Annotated in this window: 18 protein-coding genes; 8 read left to right on the top strand and 10 right to left on the bottom strand. The window is 65.1% G+C overall.

Features of this window, described 5'->3' with window-relative positions:
- Positions 1-17: 17 nt before the first annotated feature.
- Positions 18-1,268, top strand: coding sequence for a fatty acid desaturase family protein (locus VF34_RS19420; RefSeq protein WP_032372694.1), 1,251 nt, complete (start codon positions 18-20; stop codon positions 1,266-1,268).
- Between the two features lie 48 nt (positions 1,269-1,316).
- On the opposite strand, the gene rsgA is transcribed toward VF34_RS19420, so the two are convergent.
- From rsgA to ybaK, 3 genes are read right to left on the bottom strand one after another with little or no spacing between them, the layout of a single operon-like run.
- Complete coding sequence (gene rsgA / locus VF34_RS19415) at positions 1,317-2,351, bottom strand: ribosome small subunit-dependent GTPase A (RefSeq protein ID WP_176458534.1); 1,035 nt, start codon at positions 2,349-2,351, stop codon at positions 1,317-1,319.
- The gene (aroA, locus tag VF34_RS19410) at positions 2,303-3,619 is read right to left on the bottom strand and encodes a 3-phosphoshikimate 1-carboxyvinyltransferase (protein ID WP_032372693.1); all 1,317 of its coding nucleotides are present in this window, start codon (positions 3,617-3,619) and stop codon (positions 2,303-2,305) included. The genes rsgA and aroA overlap by 49 nt, the downstream gene beginning before the upstream one ends.
- Before the next feature lie 6 nt (positions 3,620-3,625).
- Positions 3,626-4,117 carry a Cys-tRNA(Pro) deacylase gene (gene ybaK, locus VF34_RS19405; RefSeq protein WP_032372692.1) on the bottom strand — a complete coding sequence of 164 codons (492 nt, stop codon included), beginning with the start codon at positions 4,115-4,117 and terminating at the stop codon, positions 3,626-3,628.
- 91 nt (positions 4,118-4,208) lie between these two features.
- On the opposite strand from ybaK, the gene VF34_RS19400 reads away from it, so the two are divergent.
- Positions 4,209-4,985 (top strand): sigma-70 family RNA polymerase sigma factor, encoded by a 777-nt coding sequence (locus VF34_RS19400; RefSeq protein ID WP_027496521.1) that lies wholly within the window; start codon positions 4,209-4,211, stop codon positions 4,983-4,985.
- Positions 4,986-5,029: 44 nt separating this feature from the next.
- Positions 5,030-5,317: a mycothiol system anti-sigma-R factor gene (gene rsrA, locus VF34_RS19395; protein WP_027496522.1), complete on the top strand. Its 288-nt coding sequence runs from the start codon at positions 5,030-5,032 to the stop codon at positions 5,315-5,317.
- Positions 5,318-5,386: 69 nt separating this feature from the next.
- Here the strand turns inward: rsrA and VF34_RS25900 are convergent, their stop codons facing one another.
- Positions 5,387-5,461 (bottom strand): 50S ribosomal protein bL37, encoded by a 75-nt coding sequence (locus VF34_RS25900; RefSeq protein WP_370878772.1) that lies wholly within the window; start codon positions 5,459-5,461, stop codon positions 5,387-5,389.
- 119 nt (positions 5,462-5,580) lie between these two features.
- Between VF34_RS25900 and VF34_RS19390 the strand changes: the two genes are divergently transcribed.
- Together VF34_RS19390 and VF34_RS19385 are read left to right on the top strand one after the other, a co-directional pair.
- A complete protein-coding gene (locus tag VF34_RS19390; RefSeq protein WP_027496523.1) occupies positions 5,581-5,796 on the top strand; it encodes a biotin/lipoyl-binding carrier protein in 216 nt (71 codons plus the stop codon).
- A 21-nt stretch (positions 5,797-5,817) separates the two neighbouring features.
- The gene (locus tag VF34_RS19385) at positions 5,818-7,296 is read left to right on the top strand and encodes a sensor histidine kinase (RefSeq protein WP_027496524.1); all 1,479 of its coding nucleotides are present in this window, start codon (positions 5,818-5,820) and stop codon (positions 7,294-7,296) included.
- Positions 7,297-7,447: 151 nt separating this feature from the next.
- Here the strand turns inward: VF34_RS19385 and VF34_RS24765 are convergent, their stop codons facing one another.
- Together VF34_RS24765 and VF34_RS19375 are read right to left on the bottom strand one after the other, a co-directional pair.
- Positions 7,448-7,702: a WhiB family transcriptional regulator gene (locus VF34_RS24765; RefSeq protein WP_032366305.1), complete on the bottom strand. Its 255-nt coding sequence runs from the start codon at positions 7,700-7,702 to the stop codon at positions 7,448-7,450.
- Positions 7,703-7,968: 266 nt separating this feature from the next.
- Complete coding sequence (locus VF34_RS19375) at positions 7,969-8,922, bottom strand: diacylglycerol/lipid kinase family protein (RefSeq protein WP_032372691.1); 954 nt, start codon at positions 8,920-8,922, stop codon at positions 7,969-7,971.
- 157 nt (positions 8,923-9,079) lie between these two features.
- Between VF34_RS19375 and VF34_RS19370 the strand changes: the two genes are divergently transcribed.
- Positions 9,080-9,511: a hypothetical protein gene (locus VF34_RS19370; protein ID WP_027496526.1), complete on the top strand. Its 432-nt coding sequence runs from the start codon at positions 9,080-9,082 to the stop codon at positions 9,509-9,511.
- On the opposite strand, the gene VF34_RS19365 is transcribed toward VF34_RS19370, so the two are convergent.
- Together VF34_RS19365 and VF34_RS19360 are read right to left on the bottom strand one after the other, a co-directional pair.
- Entirely contained in the window at positions 9,508-9,984 is a 477-nt protein-coding gene (locus VF34_RS19365; protein WP_032372690.1) for a GNAT family N-acetyltransferase, read from the bottom strand. The two genes, VF34_RS19370 and VF34_RS19365, sit on opposite strands and share 4 nt — an antisense overlap.
- Positions 9,981-10,640: an acid phosphatase gene (locus VF34_RS19360; protein ID WP_155288783.1), complete on the bottom strand. Its 660-nt coding sequence runs from the start codon at positions 10,638-10,640 to the stop codon at positions 9,981-9,983. Before VF34_RS19360 ends, VF34_RS19365 begins: the two co-directional genes overlap by 4 nt.
- Positions 10,641-10,836: 196 nt before the next feature.
- Between VF34_RS19360 and VF34_RS19355 the strand changes: the two genes are divergently transcribed.
- Positions 10,837-12,303, top strand: a complete 1,467-nt coding sequence (locus VF34_RS19355; RefSeq protein ID WP_032372689.1) for a DHA2 family efflux MFS transporter permease subunit — start codon at positions 10,837-10,839, stop codon at positions 12,301-12,303.
- Positions 12,304-12,359: 56 nt separating this feature from the next.
- A complete protein-coding gene (locus VF34_RS19350) occupies positions 12,360-13,154 on the top strand; it encodes a ParA family protein (RefSeq protein WP_027496529.1) in 795 nt (264 codons plus the stop codon).
- Between the two features lie 23 nt (positions 13,155-13,177).
- Here VF34_RS19350 and VF34_RS19345 read toward each other — a convergent pair whose 3' ends face one another.
- On the bottom strand, positions 13,178-14,431 hold the full coding sequence (locus VF34_RS19345) for an Rv3212 family protein (protein ID WP_032372688.1): 1,254 nt from the start codon (positions 14,429-14,431) through the stop codon (positions 13,178-13,180).
- A 9-nt stretch (positions 14,432-14,440) separates the two neighbouring features.
- Positions 14,441-15,997: a DEAD/DEAH box helicase gene (locus VF34_RS19340; protein WP_230595127.1), complete on the bottom strand. Its 1,557-nt coding sequence runs from the start codon at positions 15,995-15,997 to the stop codon at positions 14,441-14,443.
- Positions 15,998-16,200 lie beyond the last annotated feature (203 nt).

The raw sequence follows: 16,200 nt of genomic DNA, 5'->3' as shown, positions 1-16,200 counted from the left end.
CCAGGAGGCTGTTTCCCATGGCGATTTCGGACATCAAGGAATACGCGCATCTGACCGACGCCGACATCGAAGCACTGGGCCACGAGCTCGATGCGATTCGGCGAGACATCGAGGCGTCCCGTGGTGAACGCGACGCCCGGTACGTGAAGAACACGATTCGGCTGCAACGCTCGCTCGACATCGGCGGACGTGCAGTCCTGTTCGCCAGTCGCCGCCGCCCGGCATGGCTGGTCGGTACCGCCATGCTCGGGGCCGCGAAGATCATCGAGAACATGGAGCTCGGCCACAACGTCATGCACGGCCAGTGGGACTGGATGAACGATCCGGAAATTCACTCCACCTCGTGGGAGTGGGACAACACGGGGCCCTCGGCGCACTGGAAGCAGACGCACAACTACATTCACCACAAGTACACCAACGTGTTGGGCATGGACGACGACGTGGGCTACGGCCTGCTGCGCGTCACCCGCGACCAGCGTTGGAAGCCGTTCAACATCGGCAACCCGGTCTACAACCTGTTGCTGCAGCTGTTCTTCGAGTACGGCGTGGCGCTGCAGCACCTGGAACTGGGCAAGGTGGCCAAGGGCCGCGTCCCACGTGAAGAATTCGAGCAGAAGCGTCGCGAGGTTCTCGAGAAGGTCGGCAAGCAGATGGGCAAGGACTATGTCCTGCATCCGCTGCTCACCGGACCTGCCTGGAAGAGCACGCTGACGGCGAACATCGTCGCCAACATGATGCGCAACGTGTGGACCAACACCGTCATCTTCTGCGGGCACTTCCCCGACGGTGCCGAGAAGTTCACCAAGTCGGACATGGAAGGCGAAACGCAGGGGCAGTGGTACCTGCGTCAGATGCTGGGCAGCGCGAACTTCAACGCCGGCCCGGTCATGGAGTTCATGAGCGGCAATCTCTGCTACCAGATCGAGCATCACCTGTTCCCCGATCTACCCAGCAATCGTCTGCGGGAGATCAAGGTTCGGGTTCTCGAGCTTGCGGAGAAGTACGACCTGCCGTACACGACCGGTTCGATCGTGCACCAGTACTTCCTGTCGTGGCGAACGATCGCCAAGCTGTCGCTTCCGAACAAGTACTTGAAGGCGACCAGCGACGACGCGCCGGAAACCGCGTCCGAGCGTAAATGGGAACAGGCGCCTGCAGGTCTGTTCGCCGTCGACCCCGACACCGGAAAGCGGCGTGGCCTCCGTACCGCGATCGCAGAAACCAAGAAGCGCAAGGGAATTCGCAGACTGGTCGGCAAAGCAGCCTGACCGACTCCGATTTCGAGCAACGAAGCCTGGTACAGACCCCGTGGGTCTCTACCAGGCTTCGTTCGTTCGAACCGCTTCCAGCAGGAGCCGTACGGCAGCCACCCGTCGTGCTGCATCCCCGGTGAGCGTGTCGAGGGCGCACTCGGGATCTGCCGGGGGGCCCAGATGAGTGCAGCCGCGGGGGCAGTCCTCGATGGTCTCGGCGAGGTCGGAGAATGCGGCCACGACGTTCTCCGGCGAGATGTGCGCCAATCCGAACGATCGGATGCCGGGAGTGTCGACCACCCATCCGCCGCCCGGTAGCGGCAGCGCCACCGACTGCGTCGACGTATGGCGGCCCTTGCCGACGCCCGAGACCACCCCGGTCGCGCGATAGGCGTCGGGCACCAGTCTGTTGACGAGTGTCGACTTGCCGACACCGGAGTGTCCGATGAGCGCGGTGACCTTGTTCGTCAGCATGGCGGTCAGTTCGGTCAGGTCCTCGGACTGGCCCGCCAGTACCACCGGGACGTCCAGATCGGCGAACGACGCGGTGAACTCGTCGGGTGCAGCGAGATCGCTCTTGGTCAGGCACAGCACCGGTTCGAGTCCGCCGACGTACGCCGCGACGAGAGCGCGCTCGACGAAGCCGGTGCGGGGAGGTGGATCGGCAAGCGCTGCGACGATCAGCAGTCGGTCGGCGTTGGCCACCACGACGCGTTCGAACGGGTCGGTGTCGTCCGCGGTGCGGCGCAGCACCGTTCGCCGCTCGGCCACGCGCACGATTCGGGCCAGAGTATCGACCTTGCCCGACAGATCTCCGACGATACCGACTTCGTCGCCCACCACGATCGGGGTTCGACCCAGCTCGCGGGCCCGCATCGTCACGACCGGCCGAGACGGGTCGCCGTCGAGTACGCAGCCCCAGCGGCCGCGGTCCACGGACACCACCATGCCGGCTTCGGCGTCGTTGTGTTCGGGTCGAGTCTTGGTGCGCGGACGAGAACTCTTGCCCGGCCGGATGCGGACGTCGGACTCGTCGTAGCGGCGCGCGGTCAGGATCCGACCCCGCTGGGTGTGGAAGCGGACAACATGGTGTCCCACAGGTTCTCGAAGCCGGGGAGAGTCTTGGCGGTGGTGCCGATGTCGTCGACCTCGACGCCCGGGACGCGGAGTCCGACGATCGCGCCGGCAGTGGCCATGCGGTGGTCGGCGTAGGAGTGCCAGGTGCCGCCGTGCAGCGGTGCGGGATCGATGCGAATGCCGTCGTCGGTTTCCACCGCTCGCCCGCCGAGGCGCACTATCTCGGTCGTCAGTGCGGCCAGTCGGTCGGTCTCGTGACCGCGTAGGTGGGCGATGCCGCGCAGGACGGACGGCCCCTCGGCCAGGGTGGCGAGCGCTGCGACGGTGGGGGTCAGCTCGCCGACGTCGTGCAGATCGAAGTCGATGCCGCGTAACGTGTTCGGACCTTCGACGGTCAGCACCCCTGCGCGTAGTTCGACCACCGCGCCCATCTGCGTGAGGATCTCGCGGAACACGTCACCGGGTTGAGTCGTAGACTCGGGCCAATTCGGTACTCGCACAACACCTTCGGTGACAGCGGCGGCAGCGAGGAACGGGGTGGCGTTCGAGAGGTCCGGCTCGATGCTCCAGTCCACGGGGGTGACCGAACCGGGATGCACGCGCCAGGTGTTCGCGTCTCCGCTCGATTCCGGGGTGTCGACTCGGACGCCCGCACGGCGCAGCATCTCCACGGTCATGTCGATGTGCGGCATGGACGGGACGGGCTTACCGATGTGATGGATCTCGATTCCCTCGTCGAACGCCGCGGCCGAGAGCATCAGACCCGAGACGAACTGCGACGACCCCGAGGCGTCGATCTCGACGGATCCACCACGCAGCGAACCGGTACCGCGCATCGTGAACGGCAGCGCGCTGCCGTCGACGTCGGCGCCCACAGCGCGCAGCGCGTCGAGGATGGTGTCGAGCGGCCGGATGCGAGCCTGCTCGTCTCCGTCGAAGGACACCACGCCGTCGGCGAGCGCGGCCAGGGGCGGGACGAAACGCATGACCGTTCCGGCCAGGCCGCACTCGACGGATCCACCGTGCAGCGTTCCCGGTGTCACACGGAGAGACGTCGGATCGTTGCGGTCGGCGGCCACCTGCACGCCCAGTGTCTCCAGAGCATGGATCATCAAGTCGGTGTCGCGGCTGCGAAGCGCGCCGGTGACGGTCGACGGGCCGGATGCGAGCGAGGCGATGATCAGCGCGCGATTGGTGATCGACTTCGATCCGGGCAGAGTGACTGTCGCGTCGATGGGTCCATCGGCGGCGGGGGCTGTCCAAGTGCTCACCGGTCCATCTTCGCTCATCGGCGGTCAGTGTGCGGCGATGGGCGCGGTGACGGCGCGCGTGAGGCGAATGAGATCGGCTGGAGCGAGTTCGATCTCCAGGCCACGGCGACCCCCGCTGCACAGCACACGGTCGAACTCGAGTGCCGAGTCGTCGATGACGGTGGGCAGGGATCTACGTTGGCCGAGCGGAGAAATTCCACCGAACACGTAGCCCGACGACCGTTCGGCGGCAGCTCTGTCGGCCATCGCGACCTTCCGCGTGTCCAGAGCGGCTGCTGCCGCTTTCAACGAGAGCATTCCGGTGACGGGGACCACCGCGACGGCCAGCGAACGATCTGCGCGTTCGACGACCAGGGTCTTGAACACCTGCTCCGGGCGCACGCCGAGGCGCTCGCCCAGAATCTCGGCGGCCTCGCTGCCGAACGACTGCGTGCGCGAATCGTGCTCGTAGGTGTGCACGGTATGCGCCACCTTCCGTGCGGTGAGCAGCGCAAGAGCGGGAGTCGACGCAGCCATTCGTCGGACTCTATCGACTGCGGCGGGAACACCGCGGCGCGCGGCAGTGTTGTGACAGGGCAGATACGGATGCAGGCGGAAGGAATGACGAATGGCAGTGCTGACCGCGGGACGTCCCTTGGCGATCAAGGGGGTGATCTCGTCGCAGAAGCCGACTTCGGGCGCGGTAGCCTGGGTGGTGGAAGCTACCGAAGGGATCAGCGTGACAGAAGCCAGGACTCCCACCGAAGCGGACGAGAAGGCGATCGCCGAGCAGCGGGCAGCCGAGACCGAGGCCCAGCTGACCGAACGCTTCGAGCGTGACGCGTTGCCGATGCTCGACCAGCTGTACGGTGCCGCGCTGCGGATGACGCGCAACCCCGCAGATGCCGAGGACCTGGTGCAGGAGACGTTCGTGAAGGCCTACTCGGCGTTCCGGTCGTTCCGTGAGGGCACGAACCTGAAGGCGTGGCTCTACCGAATCCTGACCAACACCTACATCAACTCCTATCGCAAGAAGCAGCGTCAGCCTGCGCAGTACCCGACCGACGAGATCAGTGACTGGCAGCTCGCCGCGACCGCTGAACACACGTCCACCGGACTGCGCTCGGCCGAGGTCGAGGCGCTGGACGCACTGCCGGACGACGACATCAAGGCCGCTCTGCAGTCGTTGCCCGAGGAATTCCGGATGGCGGTGTACTACGCCGACGTCGAGGGTTTCCCGTACAAGGAAATCGCGGAGATCATGGGAACGCCCATCGGAACGGTGATGTCGCGCTTGCATCGTGGGCGTAAGCAACTTCGAGGTTTGCTGGCGGGTGTGGCCCGCGACCGTGGATTCAACCGGGACGGCGCAGTCGACCGGCACGAGCAGGAGGTAGTCCAGTGACGCGCACCGGTGATTCCGGCGATGACATCATCGGCGGCGGTTCTGTGGGCGACGGCGGAGCCGACGCCGAATTCGAGCGACTGGATTGCTCGGCCGTGATCGCGGACGTATGGATCATGTTGGACAACGAGTGCGACGAGGCCAGCAGGCAACGGTTGCAGAAGCACATCGACGAGTGCGGATCGTGCTTCGAGGCGTACGGCATCGAAGAGAAGGTCAAGCGGCTGATCTCCCGTAAATGTGGCGGAGATCAAGCGCCCGCCGGGCTTCGCGAGCGACTCAGCGTGGAAATCCGACGTACGGTGCTGACCCGTAGCGTCGACTCCGAATAACCTGATCGTACCGACGACGAAGGGCCGAGAAGCAGTGCTTCTCGGCCCTTCGTGGCTGGTGGCAGAACGTCAGCTGTTGGGACGTTTGCCGTGGTTGGCCTTGTTGCCCTTACGAGCACGCTTCTTACGTCCACGCTTTCCCATGATGGGCTCCTCTCGTTTGTTCACTACAGTCTCCCACGTGTGATTGGCTTACTGTGACGGGCATGGTCTCCGGTGTGTGCCCGCCGCGGTTCGAGGTGTCGTGAGAGAGGGGTTCGCCGGTGTCCGAGGATGTTCGTGCGGAGATGGTGTCGACGGTGTTTCAGGTGGTCGTGGCCCGCGGTGATGCCGTCGAGGTCGGTGACACGTTGGTCGTGCTGGAGTCGATGAAGATGGAGATTCCCGTGCTCGCCGAGACCGCAGGCACCGTCACGTCCGTGGACGTCGCAGTGGGGGATGTCATTCAACAGGGCGATCTCATCGCTGTGGTGTCCTGACCGACGGCTGCGTGAGAACCCGTGTCGACCCTCAGTGACCTGCTGGCCGAACACACCGATCTGCCCGGTGCCGCGGTGGACCATCTGCAGCGCGTCGTAGGGGAGTGGCAGCTCCTGGCCGACCTGTCGTTCGCGGACGTGTTGCTCTGGGTCGGTACCGACGATGTCTCGGACGGGTCGGCGGACGTGCTGTGTGTCGCCCAGTGCAGACCCACCACCGCGCCGACGGTGTTCACCCACGACATCGTGGGGACGACCATCTCCGAGTCCGAGCACCCCGAAGTGCTCGTCGCGTTGCAACAGCGAAAGATCGTGCAGGGTGGTGTTCTGACCCGCAGCGAGAGCATTCCTGTGCGGTGTGGAGAGCACGTCATCGCCGTGCTGACCCGCGACACCAATCCGGCCCAGCTTCGTCCGCCGAGTGCGCTCGAGGTCGCGTATCGGGAATGCGCGGACGATCTGTGCCTGATGATCAGTGAGGGAACGTTTCCGACGCCGGAGGAGCGAACCGACGTCAACTCGTCGCCGCGGGCCGGCGACGGCTTCATTCGCATCGATACCGAGGGACGGGTGGATTACGCGAGCCCCAATGCGCTGTCGGCGTACCACCGGATGGGTTTGACGACGGAACTGTCGGGCCGTGACCTCGCGTCGGTGACGCGGTCTCTGGTGACCGACCCGTTCGATTCGCAAGAAGTGGCCGACCATATCCGGTCGTCACTGTCCGGCAACGTCGGGCACCGAATGGAAGTGGACGCCCGCGGCGCGACGGTTCTGGTGCGCACGTTGGCACTGCAGCCGCACGGTCGATCCGCGGGCGCAGCCGTACTCGTCCGAGACGTCACCGAGGTGAAGCGCCGCGACCGTGCGCTGCTCAGCAAGGACGCGACGATCCGCGAAATCCACCATCGAGTGAAGAACAACCTGCAGACCGTGGCGGCTCTGCTGAGACTGCAGTCGCGTCGGCTCGAGAACGAGGAAGCTCGCACCGCGTTGTCCGAATCCGTTCGCCGCGTGACGTCCATCGCGCTGGTGCACGAGATGCTGTCGATGTCGGTCGACGAAGAAGTGGATCTCGACGAGATAGTCGACCGGTTGGTGCCGATCATGCTCGACATCGCCACCGTCAACCCTCGGGTGCGGGTGGTCCGAGACGGCCAACTCGGTGTCTTCTCCGCCGAGCGGGCGACGCCGCTGGTGATGGTGTTGGCCGAGCTGGTGCAGAACGCGATGGAGCACGGGTTCGACGCCGGATCGGTCGGCGTGGTGCGCATCGGTGCCGACCGTTCGTCGAAATGGCTCGACGTCGTCATCCACGACGACGGCCGCGGATTGCCCGCAGGGTTCTCGTTGGAGCGTTCGGACGGACTGGGGCTCCAGATCGTGCGCACTCTGGTGTCGGTCGAACTGAACGGTTCTCTGGGCCTGCATCCGGCTCCTGGAGGTGGCACCGACGCCATGCTGCGAGTGCCACTGGGCCGTCGGGTGCCGCGAGCCTGACGGGCCGCTCGTGAACAGTGCGTTACGAACCGGCCGCACTGTGACGTGAGAACGCCCGATCTGTGGTAGCGCCGCTATGCAGTTCGACATGCAGAAGGCCCGGTATCCGCTGAGCGGATACCGGGCCTACCGAGTGTTGTGTGTCTGCGTCCTAGACGGAGCTACGTGCGCGCGTACGTGCGTTGCGTCGCTTGAGTGCACGGCGCTCGTCTTCGCTCATTGCGCCCCATACTCCTGCGTCCTGGCCGGATTCGAGTGCCCAGGACAGGCATTCTGCGGTGACGGGGCACCGAGTACAGACGACTTTGGCATCGGCGATCTGCGCGAGCGCCGGACCACTGTTTCCCACCGGGAAAAATAGTTCCGGATCTTCATCGCGACAAATTGCCTTGTGGCGCCAGTCCATCCTCTGCTCCTTACCGGGCGCCGAAGCGCCGTTTCGTTTCTCTTCTGTTTCACGAGTGGGTAACCAATGTTTCCGCACTGTTGCTTGTGAATGCTTTCACGAACTCAGGTGAAGTCAAGGGATACGCGCGTGACCGTGGTCAAGCTCACTCTGTTAGGCTCGCTTTAGCCTTCTGCGCTCCTTTGTACCCCGACTCGGCAGATATTGCTCGTGATTTCGCAGGAAATTGCCCATCGAGCATCTTCGCGCGCAGGTCACAGTGGGTCTCACGTGACGGGCGCGACAACATCCAATGCGTCGGGAGTCGAGAAGAACTCCGCCTCGGTGCGTTCACCCAGGTAGTCCCCGTCCATCTGCAGCCCCATCGGTTCTGTAGACGTGATTCGAACACTCGGGACGTCGTCGACTCGAATCAATTTGCGAGACTTCGGTTCTGCACCTTTGGCCAACAGCTGACGCGACACCCGCAGCGTGGGGAGCAGTGCCGTCGAGCGCATCGCGAACACACCGAGACCCGAATCGAAAGCGGTCCCGGGATTGGTATGGACCGGACGATCGTTCAAGAAGGTCCACGGACTCGAGTTCGACACGAACGCATAGTGCACGTTCTCGAACGGATCCCGCCCGGGAACCTCCACCGTCAACTGCGCCGGACGACGCTTGTGCTTGAAGAACTCCTGCACCGAGAACCGGAGATAACGCGTCGCCGACACCGGCGTACCGTCCTTCCGGCTCGCATCGATGGCCCGACACACTTCCGCGTCCAAACCCATCCCGGCATTGAACGTGAACCACCGGTTGTCGCAATGCCCCAGACCGACCGTCCGCCGCGCCCGCGCGTCCAGCAGGCCTATCAACTGATTCGTGGCCGCTACCGGGTCCGCCTCGATTCCGAGAGAGCGCGCGAACACATTCGCACTACCACCGGGAACGACCGCAATGGGCGGAATCGCGCCGATCGTCACCGCCTGCATCGACGTCGGCAACGGAACCCCGAGCAGACCGTTGATGACCTCGTTCACCGTGCCGTCACCCCCGTGAACGATCACCAGGCCCACCCCGTCCTCACGGGCACCCCGAGCCAACTCCGACGCATGATCACGATGCGTCGTCTGCGCCACCGTCACCCGCAACCGACTCGACAATGCATGAGCCAATAGATCCCGAGCTGCAGCCGTCGTAGAAGTCGCATTGGGATTGACGATCAGCAGCGCACGCACAGGAACAAACACTAACCGGGTGGCTCGGCGGACTCCACCGGCACCACCCGGGCCGTTCCGCAGGCTCCACTCGCGCCCCCTGGGTCGTTCCGCAGGCTCCACTCGCGCCCCCTGGGTCGTTCCGCAGGCTCCACTCCCGGTTGCCTAGGCTGGTCCCGTGTCCACCCAACCCGAGAACCTCACCCCACCGGCCACTTTTCGATCCGCCGGGGTCCTCGTCGCAGCACAAGGTGCCGTCTCGCTGGTCGCGGCCTTCGTTCTCGTCGTGCGCGCGGTCTCCGGAGAGGGCGACAACGCTGTCGCCAACGGGTACGGCACGGCCGGGTGGTTCGGCGTGCTGGGCCTCGGCGTCGGGGCTGCAGGCGTCGCCCTGATTCTCGGCAAACGGTGGGGGAGGGCACTGGCAACCGTCGTCCAGCTACTGCTGCTTCCCGTCGTGTGGTCGCTGCTCACCGGTTCACATCAGACCGTCTACGGCATCGTTCTGGGAATCGTCGTGGTTGCCGTGCTGGTGCTGCTGTTCAGTCCACCCTCGTCGCAGTGGATGGCGGCCGAGTACAGCGACGTCGACGACGAACCGCGTCTCTAGGACGCTTTCGCTGCCAGGTCCCTCAGGGCACCGTCGGTCAATCGGAATGTGGTCCACTCGTCCTGAGCCTGCGCGCCCAACGCTCGGTAGAACCCGATCGACGGGGTGTTCCAGTCCAACACCGACCAGGTCAGTCGCGTGTAGCCGTTGGCTTCGCACTCGGCCGCCAACGCTGCCAGCAGTGCGGTTCCGAACCCATGGCCGCGTGCGTCCGGCTGCACGTAGAGGTCCTCCAGATAGATTCCGTTGACCCCGTCCCAGGTGGAGAAGTTCAAGAACCACAGAGCGCACCCCACCACCACGCCGTCGTGCTCGGCGACGTGCGCGAACACCGACGGATTCTCACCGAACAGAGCCGACCGAAGGTGGTCGTCTCGGACCGTGCACAACGAGGACGCCTTCTCGTACTCCGCCAGTTCGTGGACCAACCCGCAGATGGCGGATACATCGTCTTCGGTGGCGCGGCGGATCATCGTGGACCTCCGGTCGGGTCGGTGCCGATCGAGCGATCGGTGGCTGCAGAGAGAATCGAGGGGTGAACATTGTGGGCGATGAGCTGTCGAAAGGAGTGCTCGAAACCGAGCAGTGAGTAGGCGGCCGGGGACAATGCGAAGCGCTTCCCTTCGGTGATGGACGCTTCCGTCCAGCCGGCGATCAGTGCTCGCGAGAAATGGCCGTGTCCCACCAGCACCACGTCCCGGCCTTCGAGCAGTGGAAGAACAACGGACAACACCAGTTCGACGCGAACAGCGATGTCACCGATCGACTCTCCGCCCGGGCACGGGTGCGTCCAGACGGTCCAGTGCGGCACTGTCTCGTGGATCTCCGACGACGTGATGCCCTCGTAGTCGCCGTAGTCCCATTCCGACAGCGCATCCCATGTTCGATCGACCTCGAGCCCCGCGAGATCGGCTGTTCGACGGGCCCGTTCGCGCGGGCTGCTGATGACCACCGGGTCGCGCAGTTTCAGCAGAGTCAGCAGTGAGCCGGCCTCGACTGCCTGCTGCTCACCGTGGGCGGTGAGTGGAACATCGGTGTTTCCGGTGTGCTTACCCGCGAGGGCCCATTCGGTTTCCCCGTGACGGAGCAGAACGACTCGGCCGGCCTCGACGGCTCCGTGGTTGGTCATGCACTCGATCATGCCTGCCGGTCGGGTGTGGGCTTCGTCATACCGAACCGGTGGATGTGTCCGAAAACGCGATTGAGTCCAGACCTACCGGACGGTTATTCTCTTCTGGATCTTCACCGTCGCAGGCAACGCAGTCCTGTCCGTCAGTGTGCTCACTGCATTGACCTCGTAGCTCTTCTCATCGATCTGGAGAACAATGACCGACTTGCAGAAGCCCGCGCCCTCCGGTGCCCCGGAGAAGCTCGACGGAGCGTTGCTGAAGATCGCCGGTGTCGTCGTTCTCGGCGCGATCATGTCGATTCTCGACGTCACCGTCGTCAGCGTGGCCTTGAGGACGTTCACCGACGTGTTCGAGACCACGTATGCCAACGCGGCCTGGACGATGACCGGTTACACCCTCGCCTTGGCCACCGTCATCCCGTTGACGGGCTGGGCTGCGGACCGTTTCGGCACCAAGCGTCTCTACATCACGGCACTGGTGCTGTTCGTTCTCGGTTCGGTGCTGTGCAGTTTCGCCTGGGACATCACGTCGTTGATCGTGTTCCGCGTACTGCAGGGCCTCGGCGGAGGCATGTTGATGCCCCTGGGCATGACGATCATGACGCGTGCCGCCGGCCCCGAACGGATCGGCCGCGTGATGGCCGTGCTCGGTGTGCCGATGCTGATCGGGCCCATCGCGGGCCCCATCCTCGGCGGTTGGCTGATCGAGGCCGCGAGCTGGCACTGGATCTTCCTCATCAACTTGCCGATCGGCATTCTCGCGCTGATCGCCGCAATCGTGATCTTTCCGCGAGACAATCCGACCCCGTCGGAATCGTTCGACTTCCGCGGCATGCTGATGCTCTCGCCCGGTCTGGCCCTGTTTCTCTACGGTGCGTCGTCGGTCGTCGAAACCGAGACCGTGCTGGCCGTCAAGGTGCTGGTTCCGGTCATCGTGGGCCTGGTGCTGATCGTGTTGTTCGTCTTCCACGCTCTGCGCGTCGAGCATCCGTTGATCGACCTGAGGCTCTTCCGGAACCGCTCACTCACCGTCGCGGTCATCACGACCACCTTCTTCATGGTCGCGTTCATGGGCGCAGGGTTGCTGTTTCCCAGCTACTTCCTGCTCCGCGGCGAGTCCACACTGTCGGCCGGGCTGCTTCTCGCACCGCAGGGTATCGGCGCGATGATAGCCATGCCGATCGCCGGAGTGATCGCGGACAAGACCGGTCCAGGACGAATCGTGCTGATGGGCATGGTCCTGATCACTGCAGGCATGGCGGTGTTCACCCAGGTCGGCACCAGCACGTCGTACACGTTGTTGATCGGAGCCTTGTTCGTCATGGGGCTGGGGCTCGGCTCGACGATGATGCCCATCATGACTGCTGCGCTGCAGACGTTGACGAACGAAACAGTCGCTCGCGGTTCGACATTGATGAACATCGTCCAGCAGGCCGCCGGATCGATCGGAACCGCGTTGATGTCGGTGGTGTTGACCGCGCAGCAGAAGCCGGCGCTGACGGCCTCGAGCCAGCTCGAAGCATTCGACATCTCGGCGCGCGCGTTCGGGACCACCTTCATGGTCGCGTTGGTGCTCATCGTCATCACGTTCGTGCCCGCGTTCTTCCTGCCCCGAACCAAGCACGTTTCTCAGGAATCCGCGCCGCCGATCGTGATGCACTGACGCGCCCGGAACCGACAAACCTCGCTCGAGCGGCGAATCTAGGCAAGGATCAGGGCGTGACGACAATTCTTGCGGTAGCGAATCAGAAGGGCGGCGTGGCCAAGACCACTACGGTCGCCTCGCTGGCAGCCGCGCTGCACGCACTCGACCGACGCGTTCTGGTGGTCGATCTCGACCCGCAGGGATGCCTGACGTTCTCGCTCGGTCACAACCCGGACAAGCTCGACTCGTCGGTGCACGAGGTATTGACCGGGGACGCACAGGTCGAGGACGTGCTGATCGAGACGGCGGAGGGGATCGTGCTGTTGCCCGCCACGATCGACCTCGCGGGTGCGGAGGCGCTGTTGCTCATGCGCGCCGGTCGCGAGTTCGCACTCAAGCGTGCTCTGGCACCGATTCTGCAGGATTTCGACGTGGTCGTCATCGATTGCCCACCCTCGCTCGGTGTTCTCACGCTGAACGGTCTCACGGCAGCGCAATCGGTTCTGGTCCCGCTCCAGTGTGAGACGCTCGCTCACCGCGGCGTCGGACAACTACTGCGGACGGTGTCCGAGGTGCAGCAGATCACCAACCCCGACCTCGCACTGCTGGGTGCACTGCCCACCCTGTTCGATGCCCGTACCACCCACAGCCGTGACGTGCTCGGCGATGTTTCCGACCGGTACTCGCTGCCGGTCCTCGCTCCGCCGATCCCCAGGACGGTGCGTTTCGCGGAGGCGAGTGCATCCGGCGCAACGGTGCTGTCGGGGCGAAAGAACAAGGGCGCGCAGGCGTATCGCGAGCTGGCCGAGAACTTGTTGGCCCACTGGGAGGGCACAGCGGAACTGAAGACGTACGACCCCGCGGAGTAGCTCCTCCAATCGGCCGTCCTCGATCAACCCAGCGCGACCAGGTCGGAACCGCGCTGCTCGACGACGACATCGCCGATCACGGAGGTCTGCACCGGTCCGTCGTAGTCGCCGCGATCGATCGGAATCTCGGCAATCACCGTGCCGGTGGCGAGCTCGACCACCGCGATCGCGTCGGGCACGGGAACCAGTAGCCTGCCGGCCATGACGGCACCGCTGCCGAGGGCCCCGGGCATGGACCACGCCGGAGTCAGGTCGGTGGAGTTCAGTGCCTGGACTCCCGAGCCGGTGAACCAGGTGAACACCGAACCCTGTTTCGCTGCCGGCGAGGCGGGCGGTGCGGATGCTGGGCCGAGGCCCGCGGGGAGAGCGAACTCGGAGACGGCCGTGGCGGTGTCGTCGTAGAGCGCGATGCGCGCAGGGACACCCTTTGCGGACGGAACATACAGCGCGACAAGGCTTCCCGTCAGAGCCAGCACGCGTCCGGATGTCGGCTCCTGCCCCGAGGTGACGAGATCCGGGACCACCGAGGATCCGTACTCCTCGGGTTCGCTCGCATCCTTGGGGGCAGGGTTGAGCAGAGACAGTCGTGCGGCCGGCTCACCCGGGCACTGTTCGAGCACTGCCGTCCGCGAATTGGACGACGTGGTGGACAGGAGCGTGCATCCGGTTCTCGGCTGAGTACCCGGGTTGACCGGAGCATCGACGCGCCCGTATTCGAGTGTGCGCACCATGTCCGAGCGCCACAGTTCCATCCGAGTGTCACCTCGCGAGGTCACGTAGGTGCCGTCGGAAGAGAGGTACACCGAGTCGTCTGCGTCGGACGTGCGCTGTGCTGTGCGGACGCCGGTCGATCCGTCGAGCGTGGTCACCTGCGAGCAACCGCGGTCGTCGCGGTAGACCGAGACGGCAGTGTTCCAGGAGGCGATCACCGAGCACAGGGGTAGGTCTCGCGAGTACGACCACGCCGGGTCGCCGGAACGGGGGTCGTGGCCGACGACCGAACCGCCATCGGCGGTCACGACTGCCGAACCGGTCACGACCGGAACCGGCGTATGCGCCGAATCCGTCGCCGAACTCGGTGCCCGCCACAACTCGGACAGGGCGGCGGGCACGGAGGCGGCCGCCTCGGACGGCGCGAGTGGATTGTCGGCCGTGACAGAGGTGGTGCCCCGAGCGTCACCCGTGAGCCAGGCGACGCTCGCGGCCACGACCACCGTCACCGCGATGACTGCCGCGACGACGAGATCGGTTCTCGACCTACGTTCTGGAGCCAGCACGGCTGGAGATTACTCCGACGCGCTCGCCGTCGACGGCCCGGTCTCGGCGGACGATCCGCTCGTGCGGCGACGGCGTCGGCGACGAGGAGCGGTCTTGGTCGACGCTTCCGGTGTCGACGAATCGGTCGAATCCGACTGTGCTGCAACAGGATTCGCGGTCGATGCGGAGGCGTTGACCGAGTCGGTCGAGGTCGAGGCCTGGTCCCCGTCCTGTCCCGCGCGGGTGCGACGGCGGCTGCGTGAGCGGCGCGGCTTGCTCGGTGCGGACGCCTCTGCCGACGGTGCTGCGGACTCGGTGTCGGGGGCCTTGTCAGCGGCCTGCTCCGCGGCTCGCGCGGGTGCCGCCTTGCGTACGGTGCCGGTCGCATCGGTGGGGATATCGAGCTCGGCGAACAGATGCGGCGAGCTCGAGTAGGTCTCGACCGGATCCGGCATACCCAGATTCAGGGCCTTGTCGATCAGCTGCCAGCGCGGGATATCGTCCCAGTCGACGAGGGTGACGGCGATACCGGTGCGCCCTGCACGGCCGGTACGGCCGATGCGGTGGACGTAGGTCTTCTCGTCCTCGGGGCACTGGTAGTTGATGACGTGGGTGACGTCGTCGATGTCGATACCCCGGGCCGCGACGTCGGTGGCGATCAGCACGTCGATCTTGCCGGTGCGGAACGCCTTGAGAGCCTTCTCGCGTTGGACCTGCCCGAGATCTCCGTGGACCGCGCCGACCGAGTAGCCACGCTCGGCGAGCTCGTCGGAGACCTTCTGCGCGGTGCGCTTGGTGCGGGTGAACACCATCGTCGCGCCGCGGCCTTCCGCCTTGAGGACCTTGGCGACCATCTCGACCTTGTCGAGTGCATGCGCCCGGTAGACGTGCTGGGCGGTGCGATCGTGCACGGCGGAGGACTCAGCCTCTTCGGCCCGGATGTGCGTCGGCTGCGTCAGGAACGTGCGCGCCAGCGTGATGATCGGGCCGGGCATCGTCGCGGAGAACAGCATCGTCTGACGCTTGTCGGGGACCATGCCCAGGATGCGTTCGATGTCGGGAAGGAACCCGAGGTCGAGCATCTCGTCGGCCTCGTCGAGAACCAGGACGCCGACCTTGCCGAGGATCAGGTGGTTCTGCTTGGCGAGGTCGAGTAGACGGCCGGGGGTGCCGACGACGACGTCGACGCCGTTCTGGAGCGCGCTGATCTGAGCTTCGTACGGGCGACCGCCGTAGATGGAAAGAACCTTCACCGGGCCGTTCGCGCCGCTGAGGTACTTCGATGCATTCTCGAGGTCGGAGCTGACCTGAACACACAGCTCACGGGTCGGCACGATGATCAGCGCGCGTGGCGTGCCGTCGAGCGGGGTCGTTCCGGAATTCTCCGTGGCGAGACGATGCAGAAGGGGCACGCCGAAACCGAAGGTCTTGCCCATTCCGGTCCTGGCCTGCCCGATGAGGTCGTCGCCCGCGATGGCCAGCGGAAGAGTGAGCTCCTGGATGGCGAAGGTGCGCTCGATACCCATGTCGGCAAGTGCGCGAACGATGTCGGCGTCGACGTTCAACTCGGCGAACGTCGGTGGCACATGCGTGTCGTCCAGTTGGGCCGACAGGGTGGTGTCGCCGGTCTCGGATTCTTGGTCTACGACTATCTTGCTCAGGGGACTGGCCTTCCTCGTGGTCGAACGTACGCACAAGGAAGGGCACAGGCCTATTGCCGGCCGAAGTCGATGCCCTCAATCCGATGTGATGTCGCCGTCAGCCTCAGCGCGGCCGCGAACTGTGACGT

This window comes from Rhodococcus sp. PML026, assembly GCF_000963615.1.
In the GTDB taxonomy this organism is placed as follows: Bacteria; Actinomycetota; Actinomycetes; order Mycobacteriales; family Mycobacteriaceae; genus Rhodococcoides; species Rhodococcoides fascians.
This window is presented reverse-complemented; position numbering and strand designations above follow the sequence as displayed.